The organism is Cryobacterium sp. Y50 (assembly GCF_002929805.1).
In the GTDB taxonomy this organism is placed as follows: Bacteria; Actinomycetota; Actinomycetes; order Actinomycetales; family Microbacteriaceae; genus Cryobacterium.
This window is the reverse complement of the sequence record NZ_PJJM01000049.1, coordinates 1-15128: the sequence shown is the minus strand read 5'-3', so window position 1 is coordinate 15128 and position 15128 is coordinate 1. Positions and strand designations below refer to the sequence as shown.

General features: G+C 59.8%; 17 protein-coding genes. 9 read left to right on the top strand and 8 right to left on the bottom strand.

Annotated elements, in window-relative coordinates; all coding sequences use genetic code 11:
* Positions 1 to 76: 76 nt before the first annotated feature.
* The gene (locus CXY73_RS01305) at positions 77 to 265 is read right to left on the bottom strand and encodes a hypothetical protein (RefSeq protein WP_104176560.1); all 189 of its coding nucleotides are present in this window, start codon (positions 263 to 265) and stop codon (positions 77 to 79) included.
* Between the two features lie 45 nt (positions 266 to 310).
* On the bottom strand, positions 311 to 1408 hold the full coding sequence (locus tag CXY73_RS01300) for a type I restriction endonuclease (protein ID WP_369831189.1): 1098 nt from the start codon (positions 1406 to 1408) through the stop codon (positions 311 to 313).
* Between the two features lie 104 nt (positions 1409 to 1512).
* On the opposite strand from CXY73_RS01300, the gene CXY73_RS21320 reads away from it, so the two are divergent.
* The 5 genes from CXY73_RS21320 (at position 1513) to CXY73_RS01280 (ending at position 7969) form a co-directional block, all read left to right on the top strand.
* Entirely contained in the window at positions 1513 to 1737 is a 225-nt protein-coding gene (locus CXY73_RS21320) for a hypothetical protein (RefSeq protein ID WP_146071569.1), read from the top strand.
* Positions 1738 to 1760: 23 nt separating this feature from the next.
* Positions 1761 to 2903, top strand: a complete 1143-nt coding sequence (locus tag CXY73_RS01295; protein ID WP_104176558.1) for a threonine synthase — start codon at positions 1761 to 1763, stop codon at positions 2901 to 2903.
* A 322-nt stretch (positions 2904 to 3225) separates the two neighbouring features.
* Positions 3226 to 4842, top strand: coding sequence for an isocitrate lyase (locus tag CXY73_RS01290; RefSeq protein ID WP_104134792.1), 1617 nt, complete (start codon positions 3226 to 3228; stop codon positions 4840 to 4842).
* 127 nt (positions 4843 to 4969) lie between these two features.
* On the top strand, positions 4970 to 5302 hold the full coding sequence (locus CXY73_RS01285) for a DUF2249 domain-containing protein (protein WP_104134793.1): 333 nt from the start codon (positions 4970 to 4972) through the stop codon (positions 5300 to 5302).
* A gap of 33 nt (positions 5303 to 5335) precedes the next feature.
* Positions 5336 to 7969: a multicopper oxidase domain-containing protein gene (locus CXY73_RS01280; protein ID WP_233198070.1), complete on the top strand. Its 2634-nt coding sequence runs from the start codon at positions 5336 to 5338 to the stop codon at positions 7967 to 7969.
* Positions 7970 to 7972: 3 nt separating this feature from the next.
* Here CXY73_RS01280 and CXY73_RS01275 read toward each other — a convergent pair whose 3' ends face one another.
* A complete protein-coding gene (locus tag CXY73_RS01275; protein WP_104176556.1) occupies positions 7973 to 8656 on the bottom strand; it encodes an EamA family transporter in 684 nt (227 codons plus the stop codon).
* Between the two features lie 277 nt (positions 8657 to 8933).
* Here CXY73_RS01275 and CXY73_RS21315 point away from each other — a divergent pair, with 277 nt between their 5' ends.
* Positions 8934 to 9341, top strand: coding sequence for a hypothetical protein (locus CXY73_RS21315; protein ID WP_146071568.1), 408 nt, complete (start codon positions 8934 to 8936; stop codon positions 9339 to 9341).
* A gap of 836 nt (positions 9342 to 10177) precedes the next feature.
* Here CXY73_RS21315 and CXY73_RS21310 read toward each other — a convergent pair.
* The 3 genes from CXY73_RS21310 to CXY73_RS01250 form a co-directional block, all read right to left on the bottom strand.
* A complete protein-coding gene (locus tag CXY73_RS21310; protein WP_233198069.1) occupies positions 10178 to 10657 on the bottom strand; it encodes a hypothetical protein in 480 nt (159 codons plus the stop codon).
* Positions 10658 to 10894: 237 nt separating this feature from the next.
* Complete coding sequence (locus CXY73_RS01255; protein ID WP_104133720.1) at positions 10895 to 11161, bottom strand: type II toxin-antitoxin system RelE/ParE family toxin; 267 nt, start codon at positions 11159 to 11161, stop codon at positions 10895 to 10897.
* Complete coding sequence (locus CXY73_RS01250) at positions 11158 to 11379, bottom strand: DUF6290 family protein (RefSeq protein ID WP_104133721.1); 222 nt, start codon at positions 11377 to 11379, stop codon at positions 11158 to 11160. Before CXY73_RS01250 ends, CXY73_RS01255 begins: the two co-directional genes overlap by 4 nt.
* Positions 11380 to 11638: 259 nt before the next feature.
* On the opposite strand from CXY73_RS01250, the gene CXY73_RS01245 reads away from it, so the two are divergent.
* Complete coding sequence (locus CXY73_RS01245; RefSeq protein WP_104134806.1) at positions 11639 to 12163, top strand: AAA family ATPase; 525 nt, start codon at positions 11639 to 11641, stop codon at positions 12161 to 12163.
* Positions 12164 to 12202: 39 nt separating this feature from the next.
* Here the strand turns inward: CXY73_RS01245 and CXY73_RS01240 are convergent, their stop codons facing one another.
* Positions 12203 to 12874 carry a GNAT family N-acetyltransferase gene (locus CXY73_RS01240; protein ID WP_104134805.1) on the bottom strand — a complete coding sequence of 224 codons (672 nt, stop codon included), beginning with the start codon at positions 12872 to 12874 and terminating at the stop codon, positions 12203 to 12205.
* A 26-nt stretch (positions 12875 to 12900) separates the two neighbouring features.
* On the opposite strand from CXY73_RS01240, the gene CXY73_RS01235 reads away from it, so the two are divergent.
* Together CXY73_RS01235 and CXY73_RS01230 are read left to right on the top strand one after the other, a co-directional pair.
* Positions 12901 to 13371 (top strand): GNAT family N-acetyltransferase, encoded by a 471-nt coding sequence (locus CXY73_RS01235; protein WP_104134804.1) that lies wholly within the window; start codon positions 12901 to 12903, stop codon positions 13369 to 13371.
* A 127-nt stretch (positions 13372 to 13498) separates the two neighbouring features.
* On the top strand, positions 13499 to 13963 hold the full coding sequence (locus tag CXY73_RS01230; RefSeq protein WP_104176555.1) for a GNAT family N-acetyltransferase: 465 nt from the start codon (positions 13499 to 13501) through the stop codon (positions 13961 to 13963).
* Positions 13964 to 14053: 90 nt separating this feature from the next.
* On the opposite strand, the gene CXY73_RS01225 is transcribed toward CXY73_RS01230, so the two are convergent.
* Entirely contained in the window at positions 14054 to 14629 is a 576-nt protein-coding gene (locus CXY73_RS01225; RefSeq protein ID WP_104176554.1) for a recombinase family protein, read from the bottom strand.
* Between the last annotated feature and the right edge of the window lie 499 nt (positions 14630 to 15128).

Genomic DNA, 15128 nt, shown 5'->3' with positions numbered 1-15128 from the left:
CTCTGAACGACACGATTCATGATTCCGAGCACTGGCTGCCACCCGCACCACCCCTGGCTCCCTCGGAAGCCAATATTCAGTAGGCCAGACCTGACCGCGCCAGATAGGCGACCATCTGACCCGATCGCGCCTCGGGGTTTCCCGTCATGGCGATAAGCCCGAATAGGGTGACCCCGAGGAGAAACCCGAGTACTGGCGCTATCAGCGCGATGCGCCAGTACCGATGAACCATCGTGGCTCCCACACCATGGGGAATAGTGTTCATGCCTGTCTCCGGAGAGTCGATTCGAATCGCACGGCTATTTTCGTTTTACTCCTGGTAACTCTTGATGGTTTCGCGGATGTCGCTGGCAAAAAGATAAATTTCGTCAAGGCTTTCGATAGGGTGGCGTGTCTCAACTTTGGCGGCATCGAAGACACCGAGATATTTCTGCTTCTTTCCATTGAAATGAAGCCGGGCGACGGGCTTGCGATTGTTATCGTCGAGAAGCACGGCAAAATACGATTTTGAATCTCGGTGTGTCACTCTTGGGGGCTTTACTTCGCTACAGGTAATGGCTTTGACAATTTGATACCCCTCGAGTTCTTCCAGGGTCGTCTCGATCTCTGTGTCACGGGCCAGATCGACCTCAACAATGTCGTGGCTGTTGATGGCTCCATCTCGGGCTCGTGCCTCTGCCCCCGAATAATTTGAACCGCCCAGCGCCGTCTTCAACCGGTCGTTGACTTGATCGTTCAAGAACTGTTTCGTCGACTTAGCCACCAAAGTGGTGAATTGTTCACGAACCCTCTGGGTAAAGGCTCCTTCGTAGACGCGCGTGGTGAAGAAACGGATCCAGTCGTCTTCAGGGTCCGTGAACTGAGCGGCGATGGTCCGCTTGATCTGGCCAATGTACTTGAGCTCTTCAGCAGAGTTGATGATGGAGTCGAGGTCGAAGACCTCCTTGGTCAGCTTCCTCAGTTCAGGAATAAGCGTTTCGTCTATGTCCATCAAATCGAGTACCAGAAACGGCTTTGAGTCCATGCGGTTGGGCACGTCCAAATCCGTGTAGAACTGGTAAATCTCGCCATTTGTGAGCACGGCAATACGCGCATTGGTTACCGCGAAATAACGAAAGAGCTGCGAAGCATGCTCAATTATTAGCGCTTCCGTGGACTTCTTGCATTCGATGAGAATCTGAACTTCGCCGTCGCGCATGATCGCATAATCGACTTTTTCGCCTTTTTTTACACCGACGTCAGCAGTAAATTCCGGAACGACCTCCAGCGGATTGAATACGTCATAGCCCAAGATTGTCGAGATAAACGGCATGATAAATGCGTTCTTTGTAGCTTCTTCAGTCTGAATTGCGTCGCGTTGGTTACGCACCTTGAGAGCCAATGCCTCAATTAGTTCTGCAAATTCCATGTTTCCCCCCGTTTGTCGTTCTGCAACTTCGACCTTATCGGCAGCACGTAATCTCGTGAACGAAACCAGGCGCTTCAGGGCGTGCCGCGGGGTACGGTCCAGTCGTGTCTGAACTAGGGCATAACCGCCGCAACGTGCTCAAAGGTGACCCAGTGGAACACCGCCAAGAGCGGCTTTCCGAACCCGATCCTGCCGCCGTCGCCGTCACCCGCAGTAGCACTGACGTGCGTGATCTCGCCGGCAATCCCGTCTCGACGAGCATCTGGATGTTCACCACGGGAGGTTCACCACGGAAGATTCACCACGGAAGATTCACCACGGAAGGTTGATGACGGGCAGCTAGCATCAAGGGATGCCTGACCTCATCTGCTCCGAGTGCGCCGCAAGCTACCCGGTCGAGAGTCTGGTCTGGCGCTGCACCTGCGGCGGCCTTCTCGACGTCGCCGAATTCGACATTGAAGTGGATGCCGCGGCGCTGCCCAGCCGCGTCCCGTCGCTCTGGCGCTATGCCGAGGCGCTACCGATCGACGTCGACCCGGCGATCACCCTGGGAGAGGGCTTTTCGCCCCTCGTGCCGTCCCGCGCTTTCGCCCACGTGCAGCTGAAACTCGACTTTTTGCTGCCGACGCTCTCGTTCAAAGACCGCGGCGCGGTCTTGCTCGCAACCCTCGCCCATCGGCTCGGTGTCACCAACGCCATGGTCGACAGCAGCGGTAACGCCGGCACGGCAATCGCGGCGTATTTCGGGCGGGCGGGCATCGGCTGCACGGTGTACGTTCCCGAGTCCACTTCGCCTGGCAAACTCGCGCAGATGCGTGCGCACGGTGCCACGGTCGAACTGGTACCCGGCTCGCGCGCGGATACCTCCGCGGCGGCCCTGCGGGCGGCGGGCCGACCCGGTGTTATGTACGCGAGCCACGTATATCACCCGTACTTTGTGCACGGCGTGAAAACGTACGGCTATGAGATCTGGGAACAGCGCGGGCGATCCCTGCCCGAGACGGTGGTGGTTCCGGTCGGCAATGGCACACTGGTGCTGGGCTGCTACCTCGCCTTCAGCGAACTGGTCGCCGCTGGTCTCGCCGAGAGGATGCCGCGGATCGTCGCGGTGCAGGCATCCGCTTGTTCACCGCTGGAACAGGCGATGGCGCAGGGACTCGCGGCACCCACTGCGGTCGACGGCGGTGCCACCATCGCGGAGGGTATCGCCATCGCCGCGCCGCCTCGTGGCCGACAGATTCTGGCCGCCGTGCGGGCCACCGGTGGCACGATCGTCTCCGTCAGCGACCGGCAGACCGCCGCCGCGCGCCAGGAACTGGCCGACGAGGGACTCTTCGTCGAACCGACCTCGGCTGTCTGCTTCGCTGCTGTGCGCGCGGCAGTCGACTCGATGTTTAACAAAGCCAGCCCTACCTGGGCACTGGCAGCGAGCTTGCTCACGGCCGAGTCCGTGGTCGTGCCACTGTGCGGTGCCGGCCTGAAATCATCCGTGTGATGTCGGACTTTGACAACGACGCCGGTCCCACCTGCCCGGCCTGTGGCACCGAGATGATCCCGGACGGCGTCGATACCGCTGACGGTCTGGAAGAGTGCCATCGGTGCCCACGATGCCGTCTGGTCATCGTCGTGCCGGGAGAGGCCCCCGAAAGCGCCCAACGCGACGAATAACTTTTCAATTGCAGAAGAATCGCATTTATTCTCTCGACCTTCTTGGAAAAGACCCACTGTTCTTGCGCCAATCTGGGTTTATCAGCCGGTATCGGCTCGTTGAGTCAGAAGTCCCGGCTCAGCCCAACTCACACGTCGAAGGAATTAACATGACTGTCTACCAGAAAGACATCGCGGCCATCGAAGCCCTCAAGCAGCAGGTTGGAAGCAGCTGGGACGCCATCAACCCCGAGTCCGTCGCCCGCATGCGCGCCCAGAACCGCTTCAAGACTGGCCTGGAAATCGCGCAGTACACGGCGGACATCATGCAGAAGGACATGAAGGAGTACGACGCTGACTCCTCTATTTACACCCAGTCGCTCGGTGTGTGGCACGGCTTCATCGGCCAGCAGAAGATGATCTCGATCAAGAAGCACCTCAAAACCACCAACAAGCGCTACCTGTACCTGTCGGGTTGGATGGTTGCTGCGCTGCGCAGCGAGTTCGGTCCGGTCCCCGACCAGTCCATGCACGAGAAGACGGCCGTTCCCGCGCTGGTCGAGGAGCTGTACACCTTCCTCCGCCAGGCAGACGCCCGCGAACTCGACCTGCTGTTCACGGCCCTCGACAACGCCCGCATCGTTGGCGACGACGCCAAGATCGCCACGCTCACCGGTCAGATCGACAACTACGAGACCCACGTCGTGCCGATCATCGCCGACATCGACGCCGGTTTCGGAAACCCCGAAGCCACCTACCTCCTGGCCAAGAAAATGATCGAGGCCGGCGCCTGCGCCATCCAGATCGAGAACCAGGTCTCGGATGAGAAGCAGTGCGGTCACCAGGACGGCAAGGTCACCGTTCCTCACGAGGACTTCATCGCCAAGATCAACGCAGTTCGCTACGCGTTCCTCGAGCTCGGCATTGAAAACGGCATCATCGTGTCCCGCACCGACTCGCTCGGTGCCGGCCTCACGCAGAAGCTCGCCGTGACCTACCAGCCCGGTGACCTGGGCGATCAGTACAACTCCTTCCTCGACGTTGACGAGATCACCGAAGCCGACCTCGGCAACGGCGATGTCGTCATCAAGCGCGACGGTAAGCTACTGCGCCCGAAGCGTCTGGCCAGCAACCTGTTCCAGTTCCGCGCTGGAACCGGCGAGGCCCGCTGCGTGCTCGACAGCATCACGTCGCTGCAGAACGGTGCCGACCTGCTCTGGATCGAAACCGAGAAGCCGCACATCGGTCAGATCGCGGGCATGATGAACAAAGTTCGCAAGGCCATTCCGAACGCCAAGCTGGTCTACAACAACAGCCCGTCGTTCAACTGGACCTTAAACTTTCGTCAGCAGGCTTACGACGCACTTCTCGCCGAGGGCAAGGACGTCTCTGCTTACGACCGCGCCAAGCTCATGAGCGTGGACTACGACGAGACCGAACTGGCCTTGAACGCCGACGAGAAGATCCGTACTTTCCAGCGCGACAGCTCGAAAGACGCTGGTATCTTCCACCATCTCATAACCCTGCCGACGTACCACACGGCCGCGCTCTCGACCGATGACCTGGCTAAGGGATACTTCGCCGACCAGGGCATGCTCGCCTACGTCAAGGGCGTGCAACGCCGCGAAATCCGTGAGGGAATCGCCACGGTCAAGCACCAGAACATGTCGGGCTCCGACTTGGGTGACAACCACAAGGAGTACTTCGCCGGCGAAGCCGCGCTGAAGGCTGGCGGCGTGAACAACACGAGCAACCAGTTTGACGAACCGGCTTTGAGTAGCCACTGACAACAACTGCAGCATCGACGAAGCCCCAGTCGACTGACTGGGGCTTCGTCGCGTGCTCAAACGGTCAGAGAAGAAAAGTGATAGGCGTACGCTAAAAGAAAAACCGCCACGCCGAACAGGAGACACCATGACCGCCGAACCGATTACCATTTCTGCAGGTCCGCTCGCGCACGAGCACACTCCAGCCACCAAGAGCGCTGCAGAAACCTGTTCCTGCGGCCACGACGCGAGCGAAGCGATCGTTCTCGATAGCCGCACCATTCCGCACGCGGTGCGCCACGCCGCAATTTTCGGTGCCCTCGACGCGATCCAGCCCGGAATCTCCCTCGACCTGATCGCCTCGCACAACCCGCTGCCCCTGCTCGCGACGCTGCAGCGCACGAAGCCCGACGTTTTCACGATCAGCTACCTGCAGGAGGGGCCTGAGGTGTGGACCGTGCGTCTGACTCGGACCGCGTAGTCCTTCAGGCTCGGTAACCGCAAGATAAGCTCCGTGAAACCCAGTCTCAAACTTCGGCTCTGGCACCAGACCACGGGCATGCTCGTTCCCACCTGGCTGATCCTCGGAATTGTCAGCGTAATACTTTACCGAGATTCATCATTCGGGCCGTGGCTGATGGTACATCTGCTTCTGCTCGGGGCGCTCTCGACTGCGATTTTGGTCTGGAGTCAGCACTTCGCCGATAGTCTGCTGAAGAACGCCCCACCGGGCGGCCGATACTGGCTCGGTGTTCGGTTGACCGTTCACACGGTCAGCGCAGCCGCCGTGATGATCGGAATCACGCAGGCCTGGTGGTTCGTTGTGCTGGTCGGCGGGAGCCTCGTCGGGATCAACGCCGTGCTGCACGCCGTCATTCTCTTGGGGCAGATGCGCGGCGCGCTCCCGGCCCGGTTCGCGCCGCTCGTACGCTACTACATTGCCGCTGCGGGATGCCTGGTCGTGGGCGTCACCCTCGGCATCCTGATGGCACACCCGAGCAGCGACCTGGCTCCCTACGAACGGCTCTATATCGCCCACATCGGGCTGAACCTGCTCGGCTGGGTGGGGCTGACGGTGATCGGCACCGTCACTCTGCTGCTGCCGACCGTGCTGCATGATCGAGTTCTTCATACCCCGACGGCTGCCGCACGCCGCACCCTGCCCCTCCTTCTCGCCGGTTTGACGGTTCTGGGCGCTGGCACCTACGCGGACTCGCGACTCATCACAGCGGCCGGCATCCTGATCTACCTGGTCGGGTTCGTTCCGGTTTTGCTCGAACTCGCTGGCCACCTGCGACGCTCGCCCGCAGTCAGTTATGCCGGATGGAGCATCACCGCCGCCCTGATCTGGTTTGCCCTGTGCGCGATCGGATTCGGTATTGTCGTGGCGACCGCTGCCAGTTGGGCGGATGCCGCGGCTGGACTCGAAGCACTCGTTCCTTATTTAGCGGTCGGCTTCGGCGCCCAGATCATGATCGGCGCGTTGAGCTTCCTGATTCCGGTGGTGCTCGGCGGCGGCCCGAAGGCGGCCAAGGCCACCGCACATGAGCTCGACCGGGCCGGCCTGTTCCGGGTGACCGTGGTCAACGGTGCCCTGATTCTGACACTGCTTCCCCTGGCAGCGTTCGTCACTGACACACTCGCCGCGCTGGTTCTTGCCACACTCGCCTGCTTTATCGTGCTCATGGTCCGGGCGCTGCGCATCAATCGCAAGACCCGCACGCCGCCGGGTGCCGGGCTCCCCCCGCTGACCCGCGACACCGACGCGGAGCCCGCACCACCGTCATATTCTCTAATCGGAATATTCGTGGCGGCCGCGACCACGCTCGCCCTGACTCTCGCCCTCGGCGTGGCCCTTGATCCGGCGGCGGGTGTCGCCTCAGGTACGGGAAGCAGTAGAGTCGCCACAGGCCACACCACCACCGTTGACGTGACGATGGGCGACACCCGATTCAGTCCAGACAGTATCGATGTTCCGGTCGGTGATGTTCTCGTTATTACCCTGCGCAATGACGACGGCATGCTGCACAACCTCGTGTTCGACAGCGGAGTCGACTCCGGACCGGTCGAGCCCGACGTGACGACCACCGTCGACGTCGGTGTGATCGGGGCCGATCTGAACGGCTGGTGTTCCCTAGGCGGTCACCGTCTGCTGGGAATGGTGCTGACCGTGAATGCGGTCGGTGCGGCCGCGGCCGACTCCGGCACTGCCGACGCCGTGGACCATGGCGCGATGGACGATGAGCAAAATGGTAGTTCCGCTGCGGACGACATTGATCTGAGGGCTGAGCCGGGAAGCGACTTTGTCGCACGCGATGCGAAACTTGGGGCCGCGACATCCACTGTCGTGCATGAGAGCACGATGACCGTCAGTAATACGAAGACCGAGATCGCGCCGGGCGTTACGCAGATGCTGTGGACCTACAACGGCACCGCGCCCGGGCCCGTGCTGCGTGGCACGGTCGGCGACGTGTTTGAGATCACCTTCGTCAACGAGGGAACGATTGGCCATTCACTGGACTTTCACGCCGGATCGCTCGCGCCCGACCGGGCCATGCAGACCATCGACCCCGGGGAGAGCCTGATCTACCGGTTCACTGCAACCCGGTCGGGTATCTGGCTGTACCACTGCTCCACGATGCCCATGTCGGCTCATATCGCCAACGGCATGTTCGGCGCGGTCATCATCGATCCGGCTGGGCTGGCCGAGGTGGACCGGGAATACCTGCTGATCCAATCGGAGTTCTACCTCGGACAGCAGGGCGCTGAGGGCGACGCGGTGAAGGTGCAGACGCAGCTTCCCGACCTGGTGACCTTCAACGGGTACGCCAACCAGTACGTCCACGCTCCGCTGTCGGCGACCGTCGGCGAAAAGGTGCGCATCTGGGTGCTCGATGCCGGACCGAACACGAATAGCTCGTTCCACGTCGTTGGCGGCCAGTTCGACACCGTCTTTGCCGAGGGCGACTATCGGTTAAAGGACGGCGGCAGCACCGGAACGGGGGGATCGCAGGCCCTCTCACTGCTGCCGGCGCAGGGCGGATTCGTCGAGATTACCTTCCCAGAAGCCGGCAGCTACCCGTTCGTGACCCACGTCATGTCCGACGCCGAAAAGGGGGCCCAGGGCCGGTTCCTGGTCACCGACTGACGCTCAGGCCCGGCTTCCGGCCTTGGGTGCCTTCTCGGACGAAGGGGTGGATTTGCTCTCGCTTTCGTTGGTCGGTGCGATGGCGAGTACAACGAGGACGCATGCGATGACCGCGAATCCGATCCATCCGACCGTTGTCAGTCGCTCGCCGACGATGAGAAGGGCGAGGATCGCAGGGATCGCCGGTTCCGTGAGTGTGATTGTGGTGGCGGTACTGGCCGAGACGCGAGTCAGGCCAAAGCCGAAGAGGAGGTAGCCGAGAAACATCGGAATGATGGCCATGTACACGGCAACGCTGAATGCCTGGGCGGATGCGAGCAGCGGGGCACCGTTGACAATGAGCACGGGCAACAGGAGCATGCCACCGAGTCCGAACACGGACCCCATGGCTGCGGCGCGGCTGATGCTGTGGTTCATGAGGTGGTGTGCTGCCCAGGAATAGGTGGCATAGGTTGCCCCGGCGATGAGGCCGAGTGCGATGCCGGCCACGGTCTGACCTGTCGATTCGGCGGCATCCGTCATCTTGGACAGGCACAGCAGCGTGCTGCCAATGATTCCCAGGCCTGCGGCCAGTGCCCACCATAGGCTGAGTCGTCTGCGTTCGAGCAGGAGTTCGAGTAGACCAGACGCGAGAGGCGCGGAGGCGAGCGATATCACTGACCCGATAGCGACGCCCGCAAAGTGCAACGGTTCTTATCCCCAGGGGTCCTGACATAGAGGTCTGTTAACGCCAATCGAAAATGGGCCATTTGTGCGGCGGTTTCTGGCCCTGTTTTCAGTTGGCGTTAACAGGGAACCCCTTACTGGACACTCGAACTTGTAGACCTTTATGGATTGCATCTTCGCGCCCGTAATCTGCAGAGAGATTGGTCGCGCGACGAATCCGCGATATAGCGCACCGCCGTCTCGCTATCCATAACAATCGTCGTTCTGCGAACGGACCGATTGCTAACGCCGGCCGAAAATGGAGTCAGCGACCAAAGCCATCGTCGCCCGCTATCTTGAGTGGATGACGCGTTCACCGAAGGCACCAGATATTGCGCGCCCCCTATGGCATTGGACGGTTCCGGCCGTAATAGTCGTCGCTGCTTCGATTTGGATAACCTCGGCACTTCAGCCGGTAACGCTCGAGTGTCCAGCGGTCTTTCCCACGCTGGAGGGCTGCACAATCGGTGTAGGAATGCACATCACGCTCGTGATGAGCGTCATTCTCTTCGGGCTATTCACGGCACTGCTGCTGGTCGGTGTCGTTGTGAGGGAAAGTCACCGCAGCAAATTTCTTCAGATCGTTATGGTGGCCATCATCATTGCCACCCTCATTGGGCCGTTGTGGACGCTAGGTTCCTTTGGTTTTTTTCATGCGAGGCAGTGAGAATTAACGCGCACCCACGCCCCTGGCCCTTGGGTCATCGGCTAAATCACTGATCTGATGCCTCGGTACGCTTAGCCCGGCTCGGAGGAAGAGTCGACGGAATTGATCCTCTCAAGTTCCGCCCTGCAAGGCGGATCGTTTTCGAGGAGCGCTCTTAGGAAAATCACAATGCGAGCCGGGCCTTGGACTAGTCCATGGCCGGCAAAATTATCCCGGTAAATCGACTCCCACAACCGTCGTTCAAGACCCGGTCGGATCTGGTCGATTGGCAGCCACTCGTAGCCAGAAGAGATGTGGAGAACACCGCCTGGCTTGGGGTCGAAGAACGATCGATCATCCTCAATGACGGTAAAAGGCAGCTGGTGAGAGATCCGGTCCCGAATCCACAGAAGGCCGGGAATTAGCCTTCCGAAATCGTCTGCATCGCGAGCGGCTTTCTATACACCAAGATTGTTCGCTTCGCGAAATTGCTCGTCGAGACTCGCGATCCACCATGTTGCCTCACTCACGTACGCATAAGCGCGGTGAGACATCTCCTTTCGATCAGGTCCTTGGATAATCTCCTGCGTAGCGTGGACGAGACGCTCAATCTCAACGAGGGCGGCCGCTGCCGCTAGTGCATCGTTCGGTGAGTTCACTACAGGCTGTTCCACACGCTCATTCTGACAGCGCGCACGTTACTTCGCCGCGACAAACGTAAAAGAGATCAGTCCTGGCGCCGTAGCCTGCAACTCTCGAACTACCTTTGGTGGGTTGAGCCCGCGGAGCGCCCGTAAGCCGAACCCCTTACGGGACGCTCAGAGTCGGGACGCTCAGAGTCGGGGCGCTCAGTGAGTTCAGGATGCAATAGTGAGGGTGATGGGATCGACCTCGGCAGGTCCACCACATCGTTCAGTGCCACCCACGCGGACCCAGTTGAGTGTCACGTCCCTCTCGGCGAGGACCTCTTTGCTTGGTGAGAGTGCGCGAATAGTGACATTTTCTGGAGTCGCCATTATTGTCGAAATCTCCCAAGAGTGTTCATCGACCTTGGAAGCGAAGAACGAGAGATGAATTGCAGAGGGAACCGGCGTGAATGTTTCAAGTTGCAGTGGATCAAGGATCTCAATACCGACGGACTCGTCTGGCGATAGCTGACTTGGAGCAGGGCCTGAACATTCACCGTCGGCACACAACTCAACGACGCTGACGTTAGATGTTGTACCTTCGAGCTTGACGGTGACAGTGTTGGACCACCCGATCGTGGGGCACAAGTCCGAGACTGAGCAGCCGGACACAATCACGCTTACCATGAGCACCGCACTGAGAACGACCAATCGCTTTCCCTTGTTGATCGATCTTGTGGAAGCCATGTCGTTCCCATTCATTGCTTGTGATTTGAGGATAGCTGAACTGCTTAAACCATGGCTTGGATGAACGAAGCGTCACGTAATTAAACGCCTTGGGATCAGCTCACTGTCAGTGAGGGGTCCGTAAGCCGGACCCTCTGCGGGCAATATCGTGTGCCAGCCGCGAGGAACTCATCTAGTCGGGGATGCATTGCTTCTTAGTTCTCAGTACACGTCTTTGCGATGGTCAACGTTGAGGGTGAGGACGGTCAAAGAGTTGCCGATGATCTGGGCGAGGATGCGGTGATCTCCAACTCGATACCTCCACACTCCCGTGTGGTTGGCCGTGAGGCCCTTGCCGCGCTGGCGAGGATCATCTAGTTTCTCTACTTCTTCGAGGGAGGCCATCACTCGTCGTTGGATTGCCTGGTCAAGTTTTTTGAAGTCACGGTCGAACTGCTCGGTGGTTTCAACCTGCCACCGAGGTGTCACAGATTAGTCTCGGCCTTGAGTGCCGCGAGCGGGCGGGTGCGTCGTCCGGCGGCCTCGAAAGCGTCGAGTGATTCATCGGCCGCGAAGGCATCCTCCATTTCGGCCAGGTGCTCGTGAAGCGCTGTGCGAACGTAGAAACTCTTCGAGCGGCCCGTGCGACGCGCGAGCTGATCGAGGCGTTCTTCTTCTTCGTCGGTGAGTCGGATCGAGATAGTCATTTGGTACCTTTCGACACAAATAAGACATGTTTACATCCATTTTACAGAGAAGGAGTGGATTGGTCTAGTTTTCTTGTTTTATCCGAGATGACGGTTCAGGCGCGCGCGGACACCGGTGTTAGAAGCAGCGCAACCGGATCGTCGAGCGACATGGCTCCCGGCACAACCCCACAACGGGCTGCCCGCAAGCCCCCTGCGGGACGGCTGGGCGTAGAGGCCTTTCATGATCGTCGGTTAGGTATTTCGTTAGCATGGGCGTGTGATCATATGGCTGAATGGCACTCACGGCGTTGGGAAAACGACCACGGCCAAGCTCGTGCAGCAGCTCATTCCAGAATCGCGCGTGTTCGATGCCGAGAAAGTCGGTGAGACGTTGATGGACGTCCACCCTGGGCTGCCCGAGACAGACAACTTTCAGCACTGGCCTCCGTGGCGCCCTCTTGTGGTCGAGACGGCCCGCCACATTCTCGATTACACGGGCGGCACTCTGATAATGCCGATGACGGTCTTGGTTGAGGCATACTGGCGCGAGATCAGCGACGGATTCGCCGCCTACGACATTCCAGTTCGACACTTCCTGCTCCACACCGACACGAAGATACTTCGTGAGCGCATCATGGGAGACACGGTCATGGGTCCGTCCGGGTTCCGTCTGGCCTACCTAGTCCCGTACGACAAGGCGTTCCGTGGATGGCTAGGCGCCGAAGCCGACGTGATCGATACCACCGCATTGACGCCTTCCGAGGCGGGAACGGCCATCGCCGATGCGATCGGAGTTCCATAATCGCGCTCGCGCACACACGCCCGGCCGCTGAAGGGACCCCTAGCGGGCGGCCAAGTTGACGGACTGGCGCCAGTCAGCGGCCATGATTTCGAACTGAACGTATCGAGAAGTTTGCCCTAAGAAGTCTTCCTCGTGTCCGAATCCAATCTCTCGCATTCCGAGGCGGCGAAGCACTTTGACTGATGCGGCGTTCGCTTCAATAGCTTCGGCCCAAATCCGGGTGAGCCCAAGGCCCTCGAAACCAAAAGCAACTCCGGCGCGCGCAGCAGCTGTTCCCAGACCATGACCCCACGATGCGGACGGGCCAACTAAATATCCGAGCTCGCGTTCCACTCGACTACTCCCATGCAAATCGACGTAGCCGACTGGGCGCTGGGTATCCAACGCGAGCAATCGGATGAGGTGCGGGTCAGGATGAGAAATCTGGTTGCGCCACCATTCGACCGACTGCTGTTGGGACTCCCGCCTTTTCCAGCCCGCGTGCGCACAGAACAGCGCGTCAGTTTGCCATCTGGCAAGCGTCTCAGCATCTGCCGTGGTCAGTTCACGAAGAGTAAGGTCCACCTCGCAATTATGTGTCCTGCCCGTAAGGGACCCTTTCCGGGTGCGAAGGCGGATGCAGCGGCACTGTTCGGTGTGACGATGAATGCTATTTTGGACGGTTCGAGCGCCGGTTGCGCCGTGGTACACAAACGCCACTGAATGGCTCATCTGCGCTCTTCTGGAAGAATCATGAAATGACCGTCACCCTTCAGCGAATCCTCACCAGCGAATTTCCATCATGGCTGGACCGCAGCTGCACCGAGTACATCGACGACTTGGTTGTCCAGGGCGCATCGCCAGAACAAGCTCGGCTCATGGCGGTCGAGAGCACGCTTCGCTCATTTCCGGACGGTGCTCCGAGTCCTGGCAATGAGATCTTTCACGTCATGAGTGAGGCGGGTGAGCCTGTCGGGTATCTCTGGATCGGCCAGGATGTCAGCGCCGACCCGAGTGCGTGGTGGGTCTGGGACATTGTCATCAATGCCGACCAACGTGGCCAGGGTTTCGGGAGGGCCGCGATGCTCCTCGGCCAAGAGTATGCCCGCACACAAGGCGCGCATACCCTCGGCCTGAGCGTCTTCGCATTCAACACTGGCGCCCGCGGTCTCTACGAATCACTCGGCTACGAAACAACTTCGTTGAAGATGCTCAAGAACCTCGGCTGAGCCTTCCGAAAGCGCAACCTTCTACCGGCTTCCCGTACCACTGCACCCGCCGACGGTGGAAGCGTGGCCAGAAGAGCCCGAATGGGAACGAGGGCGGGAACGGAGTGCGCGCAGATACTCTGGGACGATGATTACAAACGATTCGGTCTCTATCCGCACGGTCCGAACCTCAGACTTGTCCCAGTGGGCTGAGCTCTATCGGGGCTATCGGGACTTCTACGAGCTGTCTCCCGATGACAGCATCGTTGAGCGTGTCTGGACCTGGATCAATGACGACTCAAATGAAGTCAATGCCTTCGTTGCCACCTCCGGGGATCGACTCGTGGGGCTCGCGCGCTATCGACGATTTTCTCGTCCCTCAACGGGAAGCGTGGGTATCTACCTCGACGATCTGTTCACGGACTCGACCGCTCGGGGAGCCGGCGTCGGGCGGGCGCTACTGAGCGAACTCTCCGCGCTGGCCGAACGCGAAGGACGCTCAGTCGTTCGCTGGATCACGGCAGAGGACAATACTCGGGCCCGCCGTCTCTATGATTTGACCGCCACGTCTACCAGGTGGGTTACGTATGATTTGACGCCAGGGGCACTATGACCGCGCGATAGTGCCATCGCTGTCCACTGGCTTTTCCGTACTCCTCTGCACAAAACACCCGTTACCCGTACTCCTCTGCACGACGCACGTTCAGGCGGCGGTGTCCCCGGCTCGTTGGATTGCCCGGCAGACCGTGGACCTGGCGACGCTGAAGAGTTCTGCGATCTGCGCGGTGGTGTGCTCGCCCCGCTGGTACACCTCGACCAGGTGCTTCTCCTGCGCCGGCAACAGTTTGGGCTGCTTGCCGCGCAGCCGGCCAGCCGTTTTGGCGACTTGCATCCCTCCGCGAGTTCTGGCGCGGATCAGGTCGGCCTCGAATTCAGCGACCATCGCGAGCACATTAAAAAGGAGCCTGCCAACTGGGTCGGTAGGGTCGTGAACGGAGCCGCCGAGGCTGAGCTTCACTTCACGAAGAGTGAGATCATCAACGATATCTTTGGCATCGCGAAGCGAGCGTGCTAGTCGGTCGAGCTTGGTCACGACGAGGGTGTCGCCGGCTCGGCATGCGGCTAACGCTTCGCGAAGACCTGGCCGGGCCCGGATTGTTCCGGTGAGGCCCTGATCGGTGAACGTCTTTTGGAGTGAGACACCGAGGGCGGCGAGGGCGTTCTTTTGGGCGGTGAGGTCTTGGCCGTTGGTGGATACGCGAACGGGGCAGATAGGCATCCTGGTCGTACTTTTTCAGTGTCCCGTTTATCCCTCGCGGGATTCTATTGATCGAAGCAACACCTATTTTTAGGTGGTTTGAAAGGCTTCATCGTTCTTCGTTAGCAGCAGGTGTCCGGCTTGCNCCTAAGAACATTGGCCACGCGTAGAGCAGCCCACCGAGGGCGAGCAGCCCCAAGCCTGTCGAGAGGACCCATCTGCCCACAATTAGAGGCACCGACTCAAAGTAGTTGGATAGAACCCACCCAATGCACTCCCGACCGCTCCAACGACGAGCACAGCGATAGCGGCCGGCAGAAGGATGTGATTCATTCCCTCATACTGTCAGATCGGATCCGCTCGATCATCTCTCTTAAGGCATTGCTCCTTCCCCTTGCGAATCCACCCTTACGAATCCACGAACAAGGCGTAGGTAAGAAGGAACTGCAATAGAGTTTGCTGTGAATCGCAGCGGCAAATGGTGGCCTTTTGCAGCCATAGCGCGCAGCATCGTGAGTCT

What these genes read in the sequence shown, in the direction of transcription:
- CXY73_RS01225 (WP_104176554.1), bottom strand. Translation starts at nt 14,629, where the DNA reads ATGCCTATCTGCCCCGTTCGCGTATCCACCAACGGCCAAGACCTCACC.
- CXY73_RS01290 (WP_104134792.1), top strand. Translation starts at nt 3,226, where the DNA reads ATGACTGTCTACCAGAAAGACATCGCGGCCATCGAAGCCCTCAAGCAG.
- CXY73_RS01305 (WP_104176560.1), bottom strand. Translation starts at nt 265, where the DNA reads ATGAACACTATTCCCCATGGTGTGGGAGCCACGATGGTTCATCGGTAC.
- CXY73_RS01230 (WP_104176555.1), top strand. Translation starts at nt 13,499, where the DNA reads ATGATTACAAACGATTCGGTCTCTATCCGCACGGTCCGAACCTCAGAC.
- CXY73_RS01235 (WP_104134804.1), top strand. Translation starts at nt 12,901, where the DNA reads ATGACCGTCACCCTTCAGCGAATCCTCACCAGCGAATTTCCATCATGG.
- CXY73_RS01285 (WP_104134793.1), top strand. Translation starts at nt 4,970, where the DNA reads ATGACCGCCGAACCGATTACCATTTCTGCAGGTCCGCTCGCGCACGAG.
- CXY73_RS01295 (WP_104176558.1), top strand. Translation starts at nt 1,761, where the DNA reads ATGCCTGACCTCATCTGCTCCGAGTGCGCCGCAAGCTACCCGGTCGAG.
- CXY73_RS01300 (WP_369831189.1), bottom strand. Translation starts at nt 1,408, where the DNA reads ATGGAATTTGCAGAACTAATTGAGGCATTGGCTCTCAAGGTGCGTAAC.
- CXY73_RS01250 (WP_104133721.1), bottom strand. Translation starts at nt 11,379, where the DNA reads ATGACTATCTCGATCCGACTCACCGACGAAGAAGAAGAACGCCTCGAT.
- CXY73_RS01240 (WP_104134805.1), bottom strand. Translation starts at nt 12,874, where the DNA reads ATGAGCCATTCAGTGGCGTTTGTGTACCACGGCGCAACCGGCGCTCGA.
- CXY73_RS21315 (WP_146071568.1), top strand. Translation starts at nt 8,934, where the DNA reads ATGGAGTCAGCGACCAAAGCCATCGTCGCCCGCTATCTTGAGTGGATG.